We start from the raw sequence: 15,051 nt of genomic DNA, 5'->3' as shown, positions 1-15,051 counted from the left end.
GACACCCGGTCGTTCCGCAGGCTCCACTCCTGCGCCCTCTGGTCGTTCCGCAGGCTCCACTCCTGCCAGCCCCGATCAGTCGGTCACCGGGGTCGAGATGGTGACGTTGACCATCGACGACCACGAGATCAGTGTTCCCAAGGGCACATTGGTGATTCGCGCTGCCGAGTTGATGGGTGTGCAGATACCGCGCTTCTGCGATCATCCGCTGCTCGATCCGGTGGGTGCCTGCCGGCAATGTCTGGTCGATGTCGAGGGGCAACGCAAGCCGTTGGCGTCCTGTACGACGACGGTGGCCGACGGCATGGTCGTGCGTACTCAGGTGACGTCGGAGGTCGCGGACAAGGCACAGCGCGGGGTCATGGAGTTGTTGCTCATCAACCACCCCCTCGATTGCCCGGTGTGCGACAAGGGCGGTGAATGTCCACTGCAGAACCAGGCGATGGCTGCGGGCCGCACCGAGTCCAGGTTCACCGAGACCAAACGTACCTATCCCAAGCCGATTCCGCTGTCGGCCGAGGTTCTGCTCGATCGGGAACGTTGTGTCCTGTGCGCTCGGTGCACTCGCTTCGCGGCTCAGGTTGCCGGAGATCCGTCCATCGAGTTGCTCGAACGAGGTGCGGTGCAGCAGGTGGGCATCTTCGGTAACGAACCGTTCGACTCCTACTTCTCGGGAAATACCGTCCAGATCTGCCCGGTGGGGGCACTGACGAACACCGAGTATCGGTTCCGAGCCCGACCCTACGACCTGACCTCGTCGCCGAGCGTGTGCGAGCACTGTGCAGGAGGCTGCGCTCAACGTACCGACCACCGACGCGGCAAGGTTCTTCGACGTCTGGCGGGAGACGATCCCCAGGTCAACGATGAATGGAACTGTGACAAGGGCCGCTGGGCGTTCCACTACGCCACCGAGCCGGACCGCATCACCGCCCCGATGATCCGAGACGAGTCGGGCGCTTTGATCGAGACGTCGTGGTCGGCTGCACTGGCGGCCGCAGCAGCCGGATTGGCCGCGTCCATCGGTCGTGCCGCGGTACTCGTGGGCGGAAGATCGACCCTCGAAGACTCCTACGCGTACGCCAAGTTCGCTCGAACGGTACTGCACACCAACGATATCGACTTTCGCAACCGTAGTCACAGCGCAGAGGAAGCCGACTTCCTGGCCGGTCGAATCGCAGGGACCGGGTTGGAAGTCACCTATACCGACCTCGAAAATGCGCCCGTGGTGGTGTTGGTCGGCTTCGAGCCCGAGGAAGAATCGCCACTGGTGTTCCTGAGACTGCGTAAGGCGCACCGTACTCGGGGGCTGGTGGTGGCTTCGATCGCGCCCTGGGCCAGTCGAGGTCTACGCAAACTCGATGGTGTTCTGCTGCAATCGGTTCCAGGCGACGAGCCACACTGGCTCGACGCCTTGCACGTCGGCGATCGAGGCACCGAATCCATTGCCCAACTCCTCCGCGAGCCCGGATCGATCGTTCTCGTCGGTGAGCGGCTCGGCACTGTCTCCGGCGGACTGTCCGCAGCGTCGAAGTTGGCCGACGACACCGGAGCAAAGTTGGCGTGGATTCCGCGACGTGCAGGAGAACGCGGCGCGCTCGACGCCGGCACACTGCCGAATGTGCTGCCGGGCGGGCGGCCTGTGGTCGATGCGTCGGCGCGCGCCGAGGTGGCAGCCGTGTGGGGAGTGGCCGAACTTCCCGCTGACGTGGGTCGAGATACCGGCGCGATACTGGCGGACGCCGGTCCCGATCGCGTTCTGATCACTGCTGGAATCGACCCGGACGATCTACCCGATCCGCGCGCCGCGCTCGACGCGGTGGATCGATCGGCGTTCGTGGTCAGTCTCGAACTTCGACACAGCGCGATCACCGAGCGCGCCGACGTGGTGTTCCCGGTGGCACCGGTAGTCGACAAACAGGGAACCTTCGTGGACTGGGAGGGCAGACCACGCGCATTCGACACTGCACTCGGTGCAGGCGCGGTACTGCCCGATCAACGCGTTCTCGATGCCATCGCCGAACAGATGGGCATCGAGCTGTCGCTACCCGACGCGGCTGCGGCGCGCAGTGAGCTGGCCCGTTTGGGTGGCTGGAACGGATCGCGGATCGCCGTGGCCCGAGTGAGTCCGCGCGCGGAAACGCCGTCGCTCGAGCCCGGGGAGGCGATTCTGGCGACGTGGCGGATGCTCATCGATTCGGGACGGATGCAGGACGGCGAGGACGATCTCGCGAAGACCGGTCGCCCGCCTACGGTCCGACTGTCCGCAGCGACTGCGTCGGCCATCGAGGCGGAGGCCGGTGACTGGGTGAGTGTCGAGACGGACGGTGGCTCGATCACGTTGCCGCTGAAAGTAACCGATCTACCCGACAACGTGGTGTGGGTACCGATGAACTCGCCCGGTTCCTCGGTGTACCGCTCACTCGGCGCGGAGTCGGGTGCGGTGGTCAGGCTGCGCAGGGCGGAGCCTGCACAGACGGTGGAGCCACGCGAAAGTGAGGCATCGTGATCGTCTCCGCGCCGACCGATCTGTCGATGTTCGGCACCGACCCGTGGTGGTTGGTGATCGGCAAGGCCTTGGCGGTCTTCGTATTCTTGGTTCTCACACCGCTCGTTGCGATCTATGCCGAACGCAAGATCATGGCGTGGATGCAGATGCGCGTCGGGCCCAATCGGGTCGGTCCGTGGGGACTGTTGCAGTCGCTGATGGACGGAATCAAGCTTGCGCTGAAAGAGGGAATCACTCCGACCGGTGTCGACAAGCCGATTTACATTCTGGCTCCGATCATTTCGGTGGTCCCTGCCTTCATGGCCTTTGCGGTGATTCCGTTCGGGCCCGAGGTGTCGGTTTTCGGCACCACGACTCCGCTGCAGATGACCGACCTGCCGGTGGGGGTTCTGTACATCCTCGCGGTCACCTCGGTGGGTGTGTACGGAATCGTCCTGGCTGGCTGGGCGTCGAATTCGACGTATCCGTTGCTGGGTGCACTCCGTTCGACGGCGCAGGTCATTTCCTACGAGGTCGCGATGGGCCTGTCGTTCGCTGCGGTATTCCTGTACGCGGGGACCATGTCTACGTCCGGAATCGTTGCTGCGCAACAGAACACCTGGTACGTGCTGTTGCTCCTGCCGTCGTTCCTGGTGTACGTGACGGCGATGGTCGGTGAAACCAACCGCGCACCCTTCGACTTGCCCGAGGCCGAAGGGGAATTGGTGGGCGGGTTCCACACCGAATACTCGTCCTTGCGTTTCGCGATGTTCATGCTTGCCGAGTACATCAACATGGTCACGGTGTCGGCGCTCGCGACCACGTTGTTCCTGGGCGGCTGGCGGGCTCCGATTCCGTTGAGTCTGTGGAGCGGTGCCAATTCGGGATGGTGGCCGGTGCTGTGGTTCGTCGTCAAGGTGTGGGTGTTCCTGTTCGTCTTCATCTGGCTGCGGTCGACGTTGCCGAGGCTGCGATACGACCAATTCATGAACTTCGGCTGGAAGATCCTCATTCCCGTCGCTCTGATCTGGGTGATGGTGATCGCGACGGTGCGGGTACTCGGCACCGGTAGGTACGACGTGCCTCTCGTCACGTTCGTCGCGTCGATGATCTTCGCGGTCGCCGTTCTGGGTTCTCTGCTGCTCATGCTGCGAAAGCGTGCACGTATCCGGAACGTTCTGCCTCCGCCGCCCACCGAAGAATTCGATGCCGTGGCAGGCGGATTCCCGATTCCTCCCATCCCCAAGCAGGGCGCGACGATTGCGAGCCGGCACGCCGGTGCGCGGTCACACCCGGCCCGGTCACAGAAGGAGAACGCCGATGCCTGAATTCCTCGGTCCCATCGCCGGATTCGGTGTCACCTTCGCCACGATGTTCAAGAAACCCGAGACCGAACTGTATCCGGAGGAGAAGAAACCGACCGAGGTTCGCTACCACGGTCGGCATCAGCTCAACCGATACGCCGACGGCCTCGAGAAGTGCATCGGCTGCGAGCTCTGCGCGTGGGCCTGTCCGGCCGACGCGATCTACGTCGAAGGAGCCGACAACACCGAGACCGAGCGATTCTCGCCGGGCGAGCGATACGGCGGGGTCTACCAGATCAACTATCTTCGGTGCATCGGCTGCGGATTGTGTGTGGAGGCCTGTCCCACAAGGGCTCTGACGATGACCAACGAATACGAACTCGCCGGTGACAACCGAGCAGACCTGATCTACGAGAAGGATTCACTGCTGGCACCGCTGGAGCCGGACATGGTGGCACCACCACACGCGATGGCACCGGGGCGTTCGGCCGATGACTACTACCGCGGCACCGTCACCGGTGCCGAGAGCGAGCCCGACACCGATCGCGGTCCGGTTCGATGACTGCCGCAGTGTCACTCGCCCTCGAGGCAACCTCCACCGGTGAGGCCGTGCAATTCTGGACCCTCGGTGTCGTTGCGGTCCTCGGCGCTCTGGGTGTGGTGATGAGCACGAAAGCTGTCTACTCGGCACTGTTTCTCGCCGCCACCATGGTGGTGCTCGCAACCTTCTACATGGCGCAGGGGGCGCTGTTCCTCGGTGTCGTGCAGATCGTCGTCTACACCGGTGCGGTCATGATGCTGTTTCTGTTCGTCCTGATGCTCGTCGGGGTCGACACCTCGGAGTCCTTGACCGAGACGTTGCGAGGGCACCGTATCGCGGCCGTCGTCATCGGAATCGGCTTCGGGCTGTTGATCATCGGGGTGCTGCTGCGCGACTCGGCACGCGCCGGTCGACTCGATTTCGTCGGGCTCGACCTGGCCAACTCCACCGGAAACGTCGAAGGCCTGGCCGAGCTGATCTTCGTCGAGTACGTATGGGCGTTCGAGCTGACCGGAGCGCTGTTGATCACGGCCACCATCGGGGCGATGATCCTGGCGCACCGGGAGGCTCTGGGACCGGTGAAGGGTCAGCGAGAGATGTCGCAGGACCGGTTTCGCGACGGCTCCCGGGTGACGCCGCTGCCGAGCCCCGGTGTGTTCGCCCGTCACAACGGCGTGGATCGCCGCGCTCTGCTGCCGGACGGAAGCGAGTCGGAGTCGTCCGTCAACGCCCTGTTCGCCGATCGACGGAGCCAGTACAAGGTGGACGGGGGTGACGAGCGATGAATCCCGAGAACTACCTCTATCTATCGGTTCTGCTGTTCACGATCGGCGCGGCGGGAGTCATCGTCAGGCGTAACGCCATCATCGTGTTCATGTGCATCGAATTGATGCTCAACGCAGTCAATCTCGCGTTCGTCACGTTCTCCCGCATGCACGGCAATCTGGACGGCCAGTTGTTCGCGTTCTTCACCATGGTGGTCGCTGCTGCCGAGGTGGTGGTGGGCCTGGCGATCATCATGGCCATCTTCCGTTCTCGTCGCTCGATCTCGATGGACGAGAACTCTCTGATGAAGAACTGACGGGGGAGCAGAAACGATGTCGATCCTGTGGCTTCTCCCGGCTCTGCCGGCGTTCGGTGCGGCCGTCCTGCTGCTCGGTGGCCGGCGCTGCAACCCGTGGGGGCACCTGGTTGCGACGGCAGCAGCGGTGTCGTCGTTCGTGTTCGCAGCACTGGTGTTCGCCTCGATGCTGGGGCGTGACGAGTCGAACAGAGCGATCACCGAGACTCTGTTCCGCTGGGTTCCCGTCGACGAATTGCAGGTCGACTTCGGACTGCGCGCCGATCAGCTGTCGATCTGTTTCGTCCTGTTGATCACCGGAGTCGGGTCGCTCATTCACGTGTACTCGATCGGATACATGAGCCACGACGCGGAACGTCGGCGCTTCTTCGCGTACCTCAATCTGTTTCTCGCCGCCATGCTGCTGCTGGTGCTGGCCGACAACTTCCTCGGCCTGTATCTGGGGTGGGAGGGTGTCGGCCTGGCGTCGTACCTGCTCATCGGATTCTGGCAACACAAGCCGTCGGCCGCCTCGGCAGCTCGAAAAGCGTTCGTGGTCAACCGCGTCGGCGATATCGGCCTGGCGATCGCCCTGATGATCATGTTCGTGAACTTCGGGTCGGTGCAATACGACGTGGTGTTCACCGGAATCGGGGATGCGAGTGAATCGGTGGCCACCGCGATGGCACTGATGTTGCTGCTGGCCGCCTGCGGAAAGTCGGCGCAGGTGCCGCTGCAGTCGTGGCTCGGCGACGCCATGGAGGGCCCCACTCCGGTCTCCGCACTCATTCACGCGGCGACGATGGTCACCGCCGGGGTGTATCTCATCGTCCGATCCGGACCGGTGTTCGAGGCGTCGCCGGCCGCCCGTGCAGCAACGGTCACGGTTGGTGCGGTGACATTGCTGTTCGGTGCCGTGATCGGTTGTGCGAAAGACGACATCAAGAAGGCGCTCGCGGCCTCGACGATGAGTCAGATCGGGTACATGGTGCTCGCGGCCGGACTCGGCCCGTCCGGCTACGCCTTCGCCATTGTGCTGTTACTCTCGCACGGGTTCTTCAAGGCAGGCTTGTTCCTGGGTGCCGGCTCGGTGATGCACGCGATGAACGACGAGACCGACATGCGACGGTTCGGCGGGCTCCGCGCCGCGATGCCGATCACGTTCGTCACGTTCGGTCTCGGCTACCTCGCCATCATCGGAGTACCGCCCTTCTCCGGCTTCTTCGCCAAGGATCCGATCATCGAGGTCGCGTTCGCGGCGGGGGGAGCGGCAGGTGTGGTGCTCGGCTGCGTGACGTTGCTCGGTGCGGGTCTGACGGCCTTCTACATGACTCGAGTGATGCTGATGACGTTCTTCGGCCCGAAACGGTGGGCAGCGCAGGCACATCCGCACGAAGCGTCGGCGACGATGACGGCTCCCATGATTTTGTTGGCCGTGGGCTCGGTGGCATCGGGAGCTTTCCTCGCGGTGGGTGGCCGCCTCGAGAGCTGGCTGGAACCGGTGGTGGGATCGGCGCACGAGGAGCACGCGATTCCTGCCTGGGTCGTCACTGTCGCAGTTCTGGCAGTGGTACTCGTGGGCGCAGGCGTCGCGTACCGGAAGTACATCGCCCGAGACGTTCCCCCGACCCCACCCGAGGATGTATCGGTGCTGACCAGAGCCGCACGCGCCGATCTGTACGGCGACGCCTTCAACGAGGCAGCATTCATGCGACCCGGTCAAAAGCTCACGAGCACAATGGTATACGCCGATACAGCTGGTATCGACGCGGTCGTGGATGGGGTGGGGAGATCGATCGGCGGAGTGTCGAGTCGATCCAGGGGGCTCCAGACCGGTTTCGTACGGTCCTATGCGTTGGCGACGTTCGCCGGGGCCGTTCTCGTCGTGCTGATGGTGGTGGTCCTGTGACGATCCCCTGGTTGACCGTCCTGTGGGTTCTGCCGGTACTCGGCGCGATCGTCGTCGCCCTGGTGCCGGCGGATCGTCCGACGATCGCGCGTGGTGTCGCCGTGGGTTTCGCCACCGGCACCCTCGCTGTGTCGGTGGTACTCGCGGTCGCGTTCGACTCCGGTGGCGATCGATACCAGTTCCTCGAAGACCATTCCTGGATAGCGGCATTCGGTGCGCGCTACACGCTCGGCCTCGACGGAATCGGTCTCGTGCTGGTGTTGCTCACCACCGTCCTGACCCCACTGCTCCTCGTTGCGGGCTGGAACGACGGCAGCCGCGTGGCGAACTACGGATCGCGCCGGGTCTCGCACACCTACATGGCGTTGATCCTGGTGGTCGAGTCGATGGTGATCGTTTCGTTCCTCGCCTTGGACGTACTGCTGTTCTACATCTTCTTCGAGGCGATGCTGATTCCGATGTACTTCCTCATCGGTGGTTTCGGTGGTACCGAGCGCACGCGCGCCGCGGTGAAGTTCCTGCTGTACAACCTGTTCGGTGGCCTGGTGATGCTGGCTGCCGTCATCGGGTTGTACGTCGTCACCGCCAGGGCGGGTGGCCCGTTCGACGGCGGTACGTTCGATCTGCGCACGATCGCGGATGCGGCGGCATCGGGCGGGCTCGGCGTGGATCCGGTAGTACTCAACGCGTTGTTCCTCGGTTTCATGCTTGCGTTCGCGATCAAGGCACCCCTGTGGCCGTTCCATACGTGGCTACCCGACGCCGCAGTGCAGTCCACCCCCGCAACGGCGGTGCTGATGATGTCGGTGGTGGACAAGGTCGGCACCTTCGCGATGCTGCGCTTCTGTCTCGAGCTCTTCCCCGAGTCGTCGCAGACGTTCGCCCCGTGGATCATCACGCTCGCGGTGATCGGCATCGTGTACGGCGCGATACTGGCGATCGGTCAGACCGACATGATGAGACTCATTGCCTACACCTCGATTTCGCACTTCGGGTTCATCATCCTCGGCATCTTCGCGATGACCGGCCAGAGTCAGGCCGGTGCCACGCTGTACATGGTCAACCACGGAATCTCCACCGCCGCATTGTTCTTGATCGCAGGTTTTCTCGTGTCCCGTCGCGGTTCGCGGGCGATCGCCGACTACGGCGGCGTCCAGAAGGTCGCGCCGGTGCTCGCCGGAACGTTTCTGATCTCTGGTCTGGCCACGCTCTCCCTACCCGGTCTCGCCCCGTTCATCAGTGAATTCCTGGTGCTGATCGGCACATTCGGTCGATACGGCGTCGCCGCGATCGTGGCCACCGGTGCGCTCGTTCTGTCGGCGATCTACATTCTCTGGCTCTATCAGCGGGTGATGACGGGGCCGGTCCGAGAGGGCAGCGAGAAGATCTCCGATCTCGTTCCCCGTGAGGCGTTGGTGGTGGTCCCGTTGCTCGCGTTGCTGATCGTGTTCGGGGTGTACCCGAAACCGGCACTCGATGTCATCACTCCGGCAGTGCAATCCACGATCGTCGACAGTGCAGGAGGTCAACGATGACCACTCCCGAGGTGCAGTACGGACTGCTGTCGCCCATGTTGATCGTCTTCGGTGTCGCGGTTCTCGGGGTCCTCGTCGAAGCGTTCGTACCGATGCGGGCACGTCGTGGGGTCCATCTCGGCCTTGCGCTGGCCGGTTTGGTGGCGGCTCTCGCGGCCGTTCTCGGGCTGGCGGGCACCGAGGCATATGCGATGAACGGGGCCGTGGCCATCGACGGCCCGACGCTGTTTCTGCAGGGAACCATTGTGCTGGTGGCAATCCCGGCCGTGGCTTTGCTGGCGGAGCGCACTGTCGCCTTGACCGGGGCCGGAACCGAGCGCCGCATCGATTCGTTCACTCCGCAGGCCTCGACCACTCCGGGCAGCGTCGCGGAGAAGGAGGCCATCGACGCAGGCGTTGCCCAGACGGAGGTCTTTCCACTGGCGATGTTCGCGATCGGCGGCATGCTGTTGTTTCCGGCGTCCACCGATCTGCTGACGATGTTCGTCGCGCTGGAGGTACTGTCTCTGCCGCTGTATCTCCTGTGTGGTCTGGCCCGGCGACGGCGGCTACTCTCCCAGGAGGCGGCGCTGAAATACTTTCTCCTCGGCGCATTCTCGTCCGCGTTCTTCCTGTTCGGAGTCGCGTTCCTGTACGGCTATGCCGGTACCGTCGGATTGGACGGCATTGCCGACGCCATCGCCGCAGACGGTCAGGGAAGATCGCTCGCGCTGATCGGAACCGCACTGCTGGCTGTGGGTTTGTTGTTCAAAGTCGGTGCGGTGCCCTTTCATTCGTGGATTCCAGATGTCTACCAGGGTGCCCCCACGCCGGTGACCGCACTGATGGCCACGGTGACCAAGGTCGCGGCGTTCGGTGCGATTCTGCGAATCTTCGGAATGGCACTGCCCGGTCTCGAGTCGAGTTGGCGGCCGATGCTGTGGGTGGTAGCCATCGCGACGATGGTGCTCGGTTCGGTTGTCGCGGTGACGCAGACCGACGTCAAACGCATGCTGGCCTACTCGTCCGTGGCGCACACCGGGTTCATCCTCACCGGAGTGACCGCGCTGGGTAATTCAGGTGATGTGGGTGATTCGGGTGCCTCGGCCACGATGTTCTACCTGCTTGCTTACGCCTTCAGCACGTTGGGTGGATTCGCCGTCATCGGTCTGGCCCGAGACGAACGTGGTGAGGTGGGCGACCTGGAGCGGTGGGCCGGTGTCGGTCGACGCTCACCGCTCGTTGCCGCAGTGTTCGGATTGTTCTTGCTCTCGTTCGCCGGTATCCCGCTCACCAGCGGCTTCATCGGCAAGTTTGCGGTGTTCAGCGCGGCCTCGGGTGCCGGGGGAGCAGCATTGGTCGTGGTCGGTGTGGTGTGCAGCGCGATCGCGGCGTTCTTCTACGTGAGAGTGATAGTGCTGATGTTCTTCACCGATCCCACGGACCGGACCGTCACGATGGTGCGGCCCACCGCATCGGTGTCGTGCGCGATCGGGGTTTCGGTGGTCGTCACCGTGGCACTGGGAGTCTTTCCTCAGCCCGTTCTCGATATCGCCACGCGAGCGGGGAACTTCCTCTAGCTCGTACGGGCCTACTTCGCAGATTTCATTCGCTGCTTCCAGGTGTGTGAGCCTGTGCCGATCGGGATTCCACCGATGGCTCCAGCGAGGCCGAACGACGGCATGTTGACGTAGATCGCTTCACTGTTCTGTGCTGTCGCCGTGTAGGTTTCGTGCCATACGCCGACGTGCCCGGTCGCGGCGACCGATCGGTTGAAGGCGCGCCAGGCGGGTGCATGTGGTGCGTCGGGATCGGCGGCGAATCGCGTCAGGTCTTCCGCGTTGCGCCAGTAGCTGACCAGCATGGTGGTGCGACCCAACCATGAGTGGTAGCCGAGCAGTCCTGAGGCGGGATCCTGCTCCAGATGGCTGAGCATCCGCGGCATCGCGCGCACCGCGGGAAGCCAGGAGCGAACGGCAAGGGGATTGTTGATGCGCATTCCGATGAGGAAGACCGTGACGGTGTCGCGGTCGGCGTCGACCGTGCGGCGGCCGTCGATGATGGTTTGCATGACGTGTTCCTGTCTGTTCGGGGCAGGTGAACTTACTGTGACACCGTTATAAAACACCGTTGTGGTAAGTTTTGCAAGTGGCGAGACCCAGAATTCACGATGCCGAACTACGCACCCGGCTACTCGGGGCCGCGGCGGAAAGCGTTGCCCAACACGGCGTCGACTCGCTGTCTCTCCGTAAGCTGGCGGCCGCGGAGGGCACCTCGACCACGGCCATCTATTCGCTGTTCGGTGGTCGCGCCGAGTTGCTGGTCGCCCTGTTCGCTGCGTCGTTCTCGAGTTTCGGTGACGCGCAGCGCAGCGTTCCCGTCACCGGCGACCCCGAGGTCGATCTACGCGAACTTGCCGTTGCCTACCGGCACTGGGCTCTGCACAACCCGCATCTGTACGCGGTGATGTTCGGCGGCGTACTCGGTTCGGTCGATGTATCCGAAGAGGCGCAACTCGCCGCCGCAGCGATGGACCCGCTTCGGGCCGCGGTAGCGCGCGCCGTCGAGGCCGGCACCATGAGCGGCGCATCGGTCGACTTGATCAGCCATTCGTTCTGGGCGATCGTGCACGGGTTGGTGTCGCTGGAGTTGGCGATGCCGACGAACCCCGACGACGAGATTCGCCGGGCGATGTTCGACGCCGGGACGGAGTCGGTGCTACGAGGGTGGACGCGTCAGTAGGTGCGCGGTATCCCGAGGATCTTGGTGGCGTCGACGGTCATGCCCAACCGTGCCGTCGGAGCGAGGGCAGGCAGATCCGGGAGATCGTCGGGAGTGGATGTCGCAGCACCGATCACGTCGGCACCGGCGATCTCGAAATCGGAGATCGCTCGCCGAAGGTGGCTGGGAGTTGTTGCGAGCAACAGATTCTCAGCACCTATCTCTGCGGCCAGCGAGGTGGCGCGCTGCGCGTTCTGTACCGTCGAATTCGCGGTGGCCTCGGTATGAATGCGGTCGTCCGCGATCTCGTTGTCGATCAGCCACTTCTTCATCGCTTCGGCCTCGGTGATGCCGCTCTGCGGATTCCCGCCGGTGACGATGATGGGGGATTCGGGGGAACGCTCTGCCACTGCGACGGCGGAGCGCAGCCGCTCGACCAACTCCGGGGCCATACTGCCGTCGCTGTTCAGGCCGAGACCGAGCACCACGATCGCGGTCCGCGGTCCGTCGGTCGTCGGCGCGAAGTCGATCGTCCGGGTCGCGGCGTCGTCGATGACGGCGATGGCTCGATCGACGGCGTCGGCGAGCGTAGGGGACAGGGTGCGTAGGCGGGCCGAGTGCTGTGCACGCGCGGCGGCATCATCGGTTGCGTTGGCATAGAACGTCTGCAGCGCTGCCACATTGGCATCGTTCGGTGCCGCGGCCGCAACGGCATCCAGCGCGGCGAAACCGGCATCGTATCGGCCTTTGACCAGAGCGTTCTGTGCATCGTTGTACTGCTGCGCGTCGGCCGAACGGACTGCCTCGGCGACGGTTGCGGGGGCCGACGCGTCGGGCTCGGCAACCGCGGTGATCGAGCCGAAACCGACAGCGAGCGCGGCGGCACAGGACACCACCGCAACGCGAACGGTCGGTCGTACTCGGCCTTGTCGCACTACTGACGTCCTTTTCGAGTGGTGACGGGTCTCCGCCACCCTAGCTCAATTCGGTGCCAGTGTGACTGGTGTGAGCAGAGTTGTTCGAGTTACACGAATGTACTTCTGAGCAGGTATTCGTCTGCCCGGCAGAGAAGTCACAGAGTGACGGGGGCGCGTCCGCGGTCGGCCGGTTCGATGGTCACCTCGGCGTCGGGAAGAAAGACTCGCTCGGTCGTGGTGGTTCCGTCGACGCCATCGGTCACTGTCACCGCGACGCTCTCGGCTACCTGGCCCGCGCTTTCGATGAATCCGGTCGCGACACCCTCTTCGATGAGCAGATGATCACCCACCAGGAGAAGTAGCTCGTCCGCCGTCACCGTTCGTCTGCCGCCCACATCTTCGATAGTCATGAATCCCACCGTAATGCGCTGCGCTGCACAGTGCAGTTGCATGTTCGACAATCGGTGCATGACCGAACGGCGAAAGACATGGACAGTGCCCACACCGGAACCGGTCGACGGTCCACTCGTCGGTGACGACAGACCGATGCTCGAGGGAGTGCTGCGCTGGCATCGAGCCACGTTGCTGAACATCTGTGCCGGTGCCGATGCCGAACAGCTTGCGCGCCGTCCTTTCTCGCACTCGACGGTCTCCCTTCTCGGACTCGTCCGTCACCTCGCGAAGGTCGAACGCATCTGGTTTCGAGAGCGACTGGCTTCGATGTCGTTCGACCCGATGTACGACGCCGCGTTGGGTAAGGACTCCGACTTCCTGGGAGCGGCGGCATCGGGTGCCGAGTCGGACTTCGCGCGATTCGCTGCCGAGTGTGCGGCCTCGGACGTGGTCGCTGCCCGACACTCGTTCGAGGATCCGGTCGACTTTCGAGGCGGACCGATGTCACTGAGGATGGTCTACGTGCACATGATCGGCGAATATGCGCGGCACAACGGGCATGCGGACATCATCCGCGAGCAGATCGATGGAGTCACCGGCCGCTGAGGGCATACCGTAGACACACGATCAGGCCCACACACGGAAGAAGGTGTCGAGTGACCGACTCCGACGCAGGATTCGATCCGACCGCATTGCGCCCCTCGTTGTTCGTCGACGGGCAGTGGCTGGGGTCCGGTGACGGTGGGACCCGCGACATCGTCGATCCGTCCAACGGCAGCACGGTAGCCGTCGTGGACGAGGCCACGCCCGACGACGCTTTGCGCGCGGTGGCAGCGGCGCGGTCCGCGTTCGACGACGGGCCGTGGCGCTCGGTGACGGTGGGTGAGCGCAGTGATCTGCTCAATCGCATCGCAGACTTGCTCCAGCGGGACAAGGCGAAGTTGGCGCACATCGAGACCCTCGATACCGGAAAGACGTTCGGCGAGAGTGAGATCGACATCGACGACGTCACGTCGGTGTTCCGCTTCTATGCCGATCTCGCTGTGGTGCAGGCGGATCGACTGATCGATGTCGACCGGCCCGAAATTCTCAGCCGCGTGGTACACGAGCCGATCGGTGTGTGCGTCATGATCGCACCGTGGAACTATCCGCTGCTGCAGATCTCGTGGAAGATCGCGCCGGCGCTTGCGGCCGGTTGCACGATGGTACTCAAACCGAGCGAAGTGACCCCATTGAGCACCATCGCATTCACCAAGCTGGTCGAGGAAGCAGGTGTACCTGCGGGTGTGGTCAATCTGCTGCAGGGGAGCGGCGCGGTTCTCGGAGATGCGCTCACCCGAAACCGTGACGTCGACTTCATTTCCTTCACCGGTGGGCTGGCGACAGGCAGACATATCCTGGCCGCTGCCGCCGAGAACGTCACCAAGGTAGCCGTCGAACTCGGCGGTAAGAATCCACATATCGTGTTCGCCGACGCGGTGGCCGACGATCAGTCGTTCGCCGACTCGGTCGACAACGTGCTGACCGGAGTGTTTCTGCATTCCGGTCAGGTGTGTTCGGCCGGAACACGACTGATCGTCGAGGGATCGGTGGCCGACCGTTTCGTGGCCGCCGTGGCAGAGCGCGCGAAGACCATCGTGATGGGTCCGGGTATGGACCCGGCCAGCGAGACCGGACCGCTCGTGTCGCAGGCGCAACGCGAGAAGATCGAAGGCTTCGTCGCGGGTGGCATCGAAGAGGGTGCAACGCTGGTGATCGGTGGAACGAAACCGGACGATCCCGCTCTGGAGAAGGGTAGCTATTTTCTGCCCACGATTTTCGATCATTGCGATCGGTCCATGAATATCGTGCAGGAGGAGACATTCGGGCCCATACTCACTGTGGAGCGCTTCGACACCGAGGCCGAAGCGCTGCTGCTGGGCAACGATACGAATTACGGTCTCGCTGCGGGAGTTCGGACGTCCGACGCCGCGCGAGGCGAAAGAATGGTGCGTGGGCTACGTCATGGAACGGTGTGGCTCAACGATTTCGGTGTCTACACGGCGGGCGCGGAATGGGGCGGCTTCAAACAGTCCGGAAACGGCCGTGAACTCGGTCCGTCCGGTATGTCCGAATATCAAGAAGCGAAGCATATTTGGCACAACACCTCACCTACAGCGGCGGGGTGGTTCGGTACCCGATAGTGCACGATGGGAAAGGCCAGGAAC

The 15,051-nt window shown here is 63.6% G+C and carries 14 protein-coding genes; 11 read left to right on the top strand and 3 right to left on the bottom strand.

The window, feature by feature from the left end:
* Nucleotides 1-97 precede the first annotated feature (97 nt).
* The 8 genes from BH93_RS15245 to nuoN are packed head-to-tail and all read left to right on the top strand — an operon-like array spanning nt 98 to nt 10,393.
* The gene (locus BH93_RS15245; protein ID WP_052065158.1) at nt 98-2,506 is read left to right on the top strand and encodes an NADH-quinone oxidoreductase subunit G; all 2,409 of its coding nucleotides are present in this window, start codon (nt 98-100) and stop codon (nt 2,504-2,506) included.
* Between the two features lie 26 nt (nt 2,507-2,532).
* Nucleotides 2,533-3,813: an NADH-quinone oxidoreductase subunit NuoH gene (nuoH, locus tag BH93_RS15240; protein WP_052065157.1), complete on the top strand. Its 1,281-nt coding sequence runs from the start codon at nt 2,533-2,535 to the stop codon at nt 3,811-3,813.
* The gene (gene nuoI / locus BH93_RS15235) at nt 3,806-4,351 is read left to right on the top strand and encodes an NADH-quinone oxidoreductase subunit NuoI (RefSeq protein WP_037173963.1); all 546 of its coding nucleotides are present in this window, start codon (nt 3,806-3,808) and stop codon (nt 4,349-4,351) included. The genes nuoH and nuoI overlap by 8 nt, the downstream gene beginning before the upstream one ends.
* The gene (locus BH93_RS15230; RefSeq protein ID WP_037173962.1) at nt 4,348-5,115 is read left to right on the top strand and encodes an NADH-quinone oxidoreductase subunit J; all 768 of its coding nucleotides are present in this window, start codon (nt 4,348-4,350) and stop codon (nt 5,113-5,115) included. Before nuoI ends, BH93_RS15230 begins: the two co-directional genes overlap by 4 nt.
* Nucleotides 5,112-5,411 carry an NADH-quinone oxidoreductase subunit NuoK gene (gene nuoK, locus BH93_RS15225; RefSeq protein ID WP_008717020.1) on the top strand — a complete coding sequence of 100 codons (300 nt, stop codon included), beginning with the start codon at nt 5,112-5,114 and terminating at the stop codon, nt 5,409-5,411. Before BH93_RS15230 ends, nuoK begins: the two co-directional genes overlap by 4 nt.
* A gap of 16 nt (nt 5,412-5,427) precedes the next feature.
* A complete protein-coding gene (gene nuoL / locus BH93_RS15220) occupies nt 5,428-7,299 on the top strand; it encodes an NADH-quinone oxidoreductase subunit L (protein ID WP_037173961.1) in 1,872 nt (623 codons plus the stop codon).
* Nucleotides 7,296-8,834: an NADH-quinone oxidoreductase subunit M gene (locus BH93_RS15215; RefSeq protein ID WP_037173960.1), complete on the top strand. Its 1,539-nt coding sequence runs from the start codon at nt 7,296-7,298 to the stop codon at nt 8,832-8,834. Before nuoL ends, BH93_RS15215 begins: the two co-directional genes overlap by 4 nt.
* Nucleotides 8,831-10,393 carry an NADH-quinone oxidoreductase subunit NuoN gene (nuoN, locus tag BH93_RS15210; protein WP_052065103.1) on the top strand — a complete coding sequence of 521 codons (1,563 nt, stop codon included), beginning with the start codon at nt 8,831-8,833 and terminating at the stop codon, nt 10,391-10,393. Before BH93_RS15215 ends, nuoN begins: the two co-directional genes overlap by 4 nt.
* Before the next feature lie 11 nt (nt 10,394-10,404).
* Here nuoN and BH93_RS15205 read toward each other — a convergent pair whose 3' ends face one another.
* On the bottom strand, nt 10,405-10,884 hold the full coding sequence (locus BH93_RS15205) for a DUF4188 domain-containing protein (protein WP_037173958.1): 480 nt from the start codon (nt 10,882-10,884) through the stop codon (nt 10,405-10,407).
* 77 nt (nt 10,885-10,961) lie between these two features.
* Here BH93_RS15205 and BH93_RS15200 point away from each other — a divergent pair, with 77 nt between their 5' ends.
* Entirely contained in the window at nt 10,962-11,555 is a 594-nt protein-coding gene (locus BH93_RS15200; protein ID WP_037173957.1) for a TetR/AcrR family transcriptional regulator, read from the top strand.
* Here BH93_RS15200 and BH93_RS15195 read toward each other — a convergent pair.
* On the bottom strand, nt 11,549-12,469 hold the full coding sequence (locus BH93_RS15195; RefSeq protein ID WP_052065102.1) for a YdcF family protein: 921 nt from the start codon (nt 12,467-12,469) through the stop codon (nt 11,549-11,551). The two genes, BH93_RS15200 and BH93_RS15195, sit on opposite strands and share 7 nt — an antisense overlap.
* Nucleotides 12,470-12,606: 137 nt before the next feature.
* Complete coding sequence (locus BH93_RS15190; protein WP_032378219.1) at nt 12,607-12,861, bottom strand: hypothetical protein; 255 nt, start codon at nt 12,859-12,861, stop codon at nt 12,607-12,609.
* Nucleotides 12,862-12,919: 58 nt separating this feature from the next.
* Here BH93_RS15190 and BH93_RS15185 point away from each other — a divergent pair, with 58 nt between their 5' ends.
* The gene (locus BH93_RS15185; RefSeq protein ID WP_052065100.1) at nt 12,920-13,450 is read left to right on the top strand and encodes a DinB family protein; all 531 of its coding nucleotides are present in this window, start codon (nt 12,920-12,922) and stop codon (nt 13,448-13,450) included.
* A gap of 86 nt (nt 13,451-13,536) precedes the next feature.
* Entirely contained in the window at nt 13,537-15,027 is a 1,491-nt protein-coding gene (locus tag BH93_RS15180; RefSeq protein ID WP_037174381.1) for an aldehyde dehydrogenase family protein, read from the top strand.
* The last annotated feature ends 24 nt before the right edge of the window (nt 15,028-15,051 follow it).

Source organism: Rhodococcoides fascians A25f, assembly GCF_000760935.2.
Taxonomy (GTDB): domain Bacteria; phylum Actinomycetota; class Actinomycetes; order Mycobacteriales; family Mycobacteriaceae; genus Rhodococcoides.
This window is presented reverse-complemented; position numbering and strand designations above follow the sequence as displayed.

Bases quoted from the DNA above. Each gene is read 5' to 3' on its own strand.
- BH93_RS15245 (WP_052065158.1), top strand. From the start codon at position 98: ATGGTGACGTTGACCATCGACGACCACGAGATCAGTGTTCCCAAGGGC.
- nuoH (WP_052065157.1), top strand. From the start codon at position 2,533: ATGTTCGGCACCGACCCGTGGTGGTTGGTGATCGGCAAGGCCTTGGCG.
- nuoI (WP_037173963.1), top strand. From the start codon at position 3,806: ATGCCTGAATTCCTCGGTCCCATCGCCGGATTCGGTGTCACCTTCGCC.
- BH93_RS15230 (WP_037173962.1), top strand. From the start codon at position 4,348: ATGACTGCCGCAGTGTCACTCGCCCTCGAGGCAACCTCCACCGGTGAG.
- nuoK (WP_008717020.1), top strand. From the start codon at position 5,112: ATGAATCCCGAGAACTACCTCTATCTATCGGTTCTGCTGTTCACGATC.
- nuoL (WP_037173961.1), top strand. From the start codon at position 5,428: ATGTCGATCCTGTGGCTTCTCCCGGCTCTGCCGGCGTTCGGTGCGGCC.
- nuoN (WP_052065103.1), top strand. From the start codon at position 8,831: ATGACCACTCCCGAGGTGCAGTACGGACTGCTGTCGCCCATGTTGATC.
- BH93_RS15205 (WP_037173958.1), bottom strand. From the start codon at position 10,884: ATGCAAACCATCATCGACGGCCGCCGCACGGTCGACGCCGACCGCGAC.
- BH93_RS15190 (WP_032378219.1), bottom strand. From the start codon at position 12,861: ATGACTATCGAAGATGTGGGCGGCAGACGAACGGTGACGGCGGACGAG.
- BH93_RS15185 (WP_052065100.1), top strand. From the start codon at position 12,920: ATGACCGAACGGCGAAAGACATGGACAGTGCCCACACCGGAACCGGTC.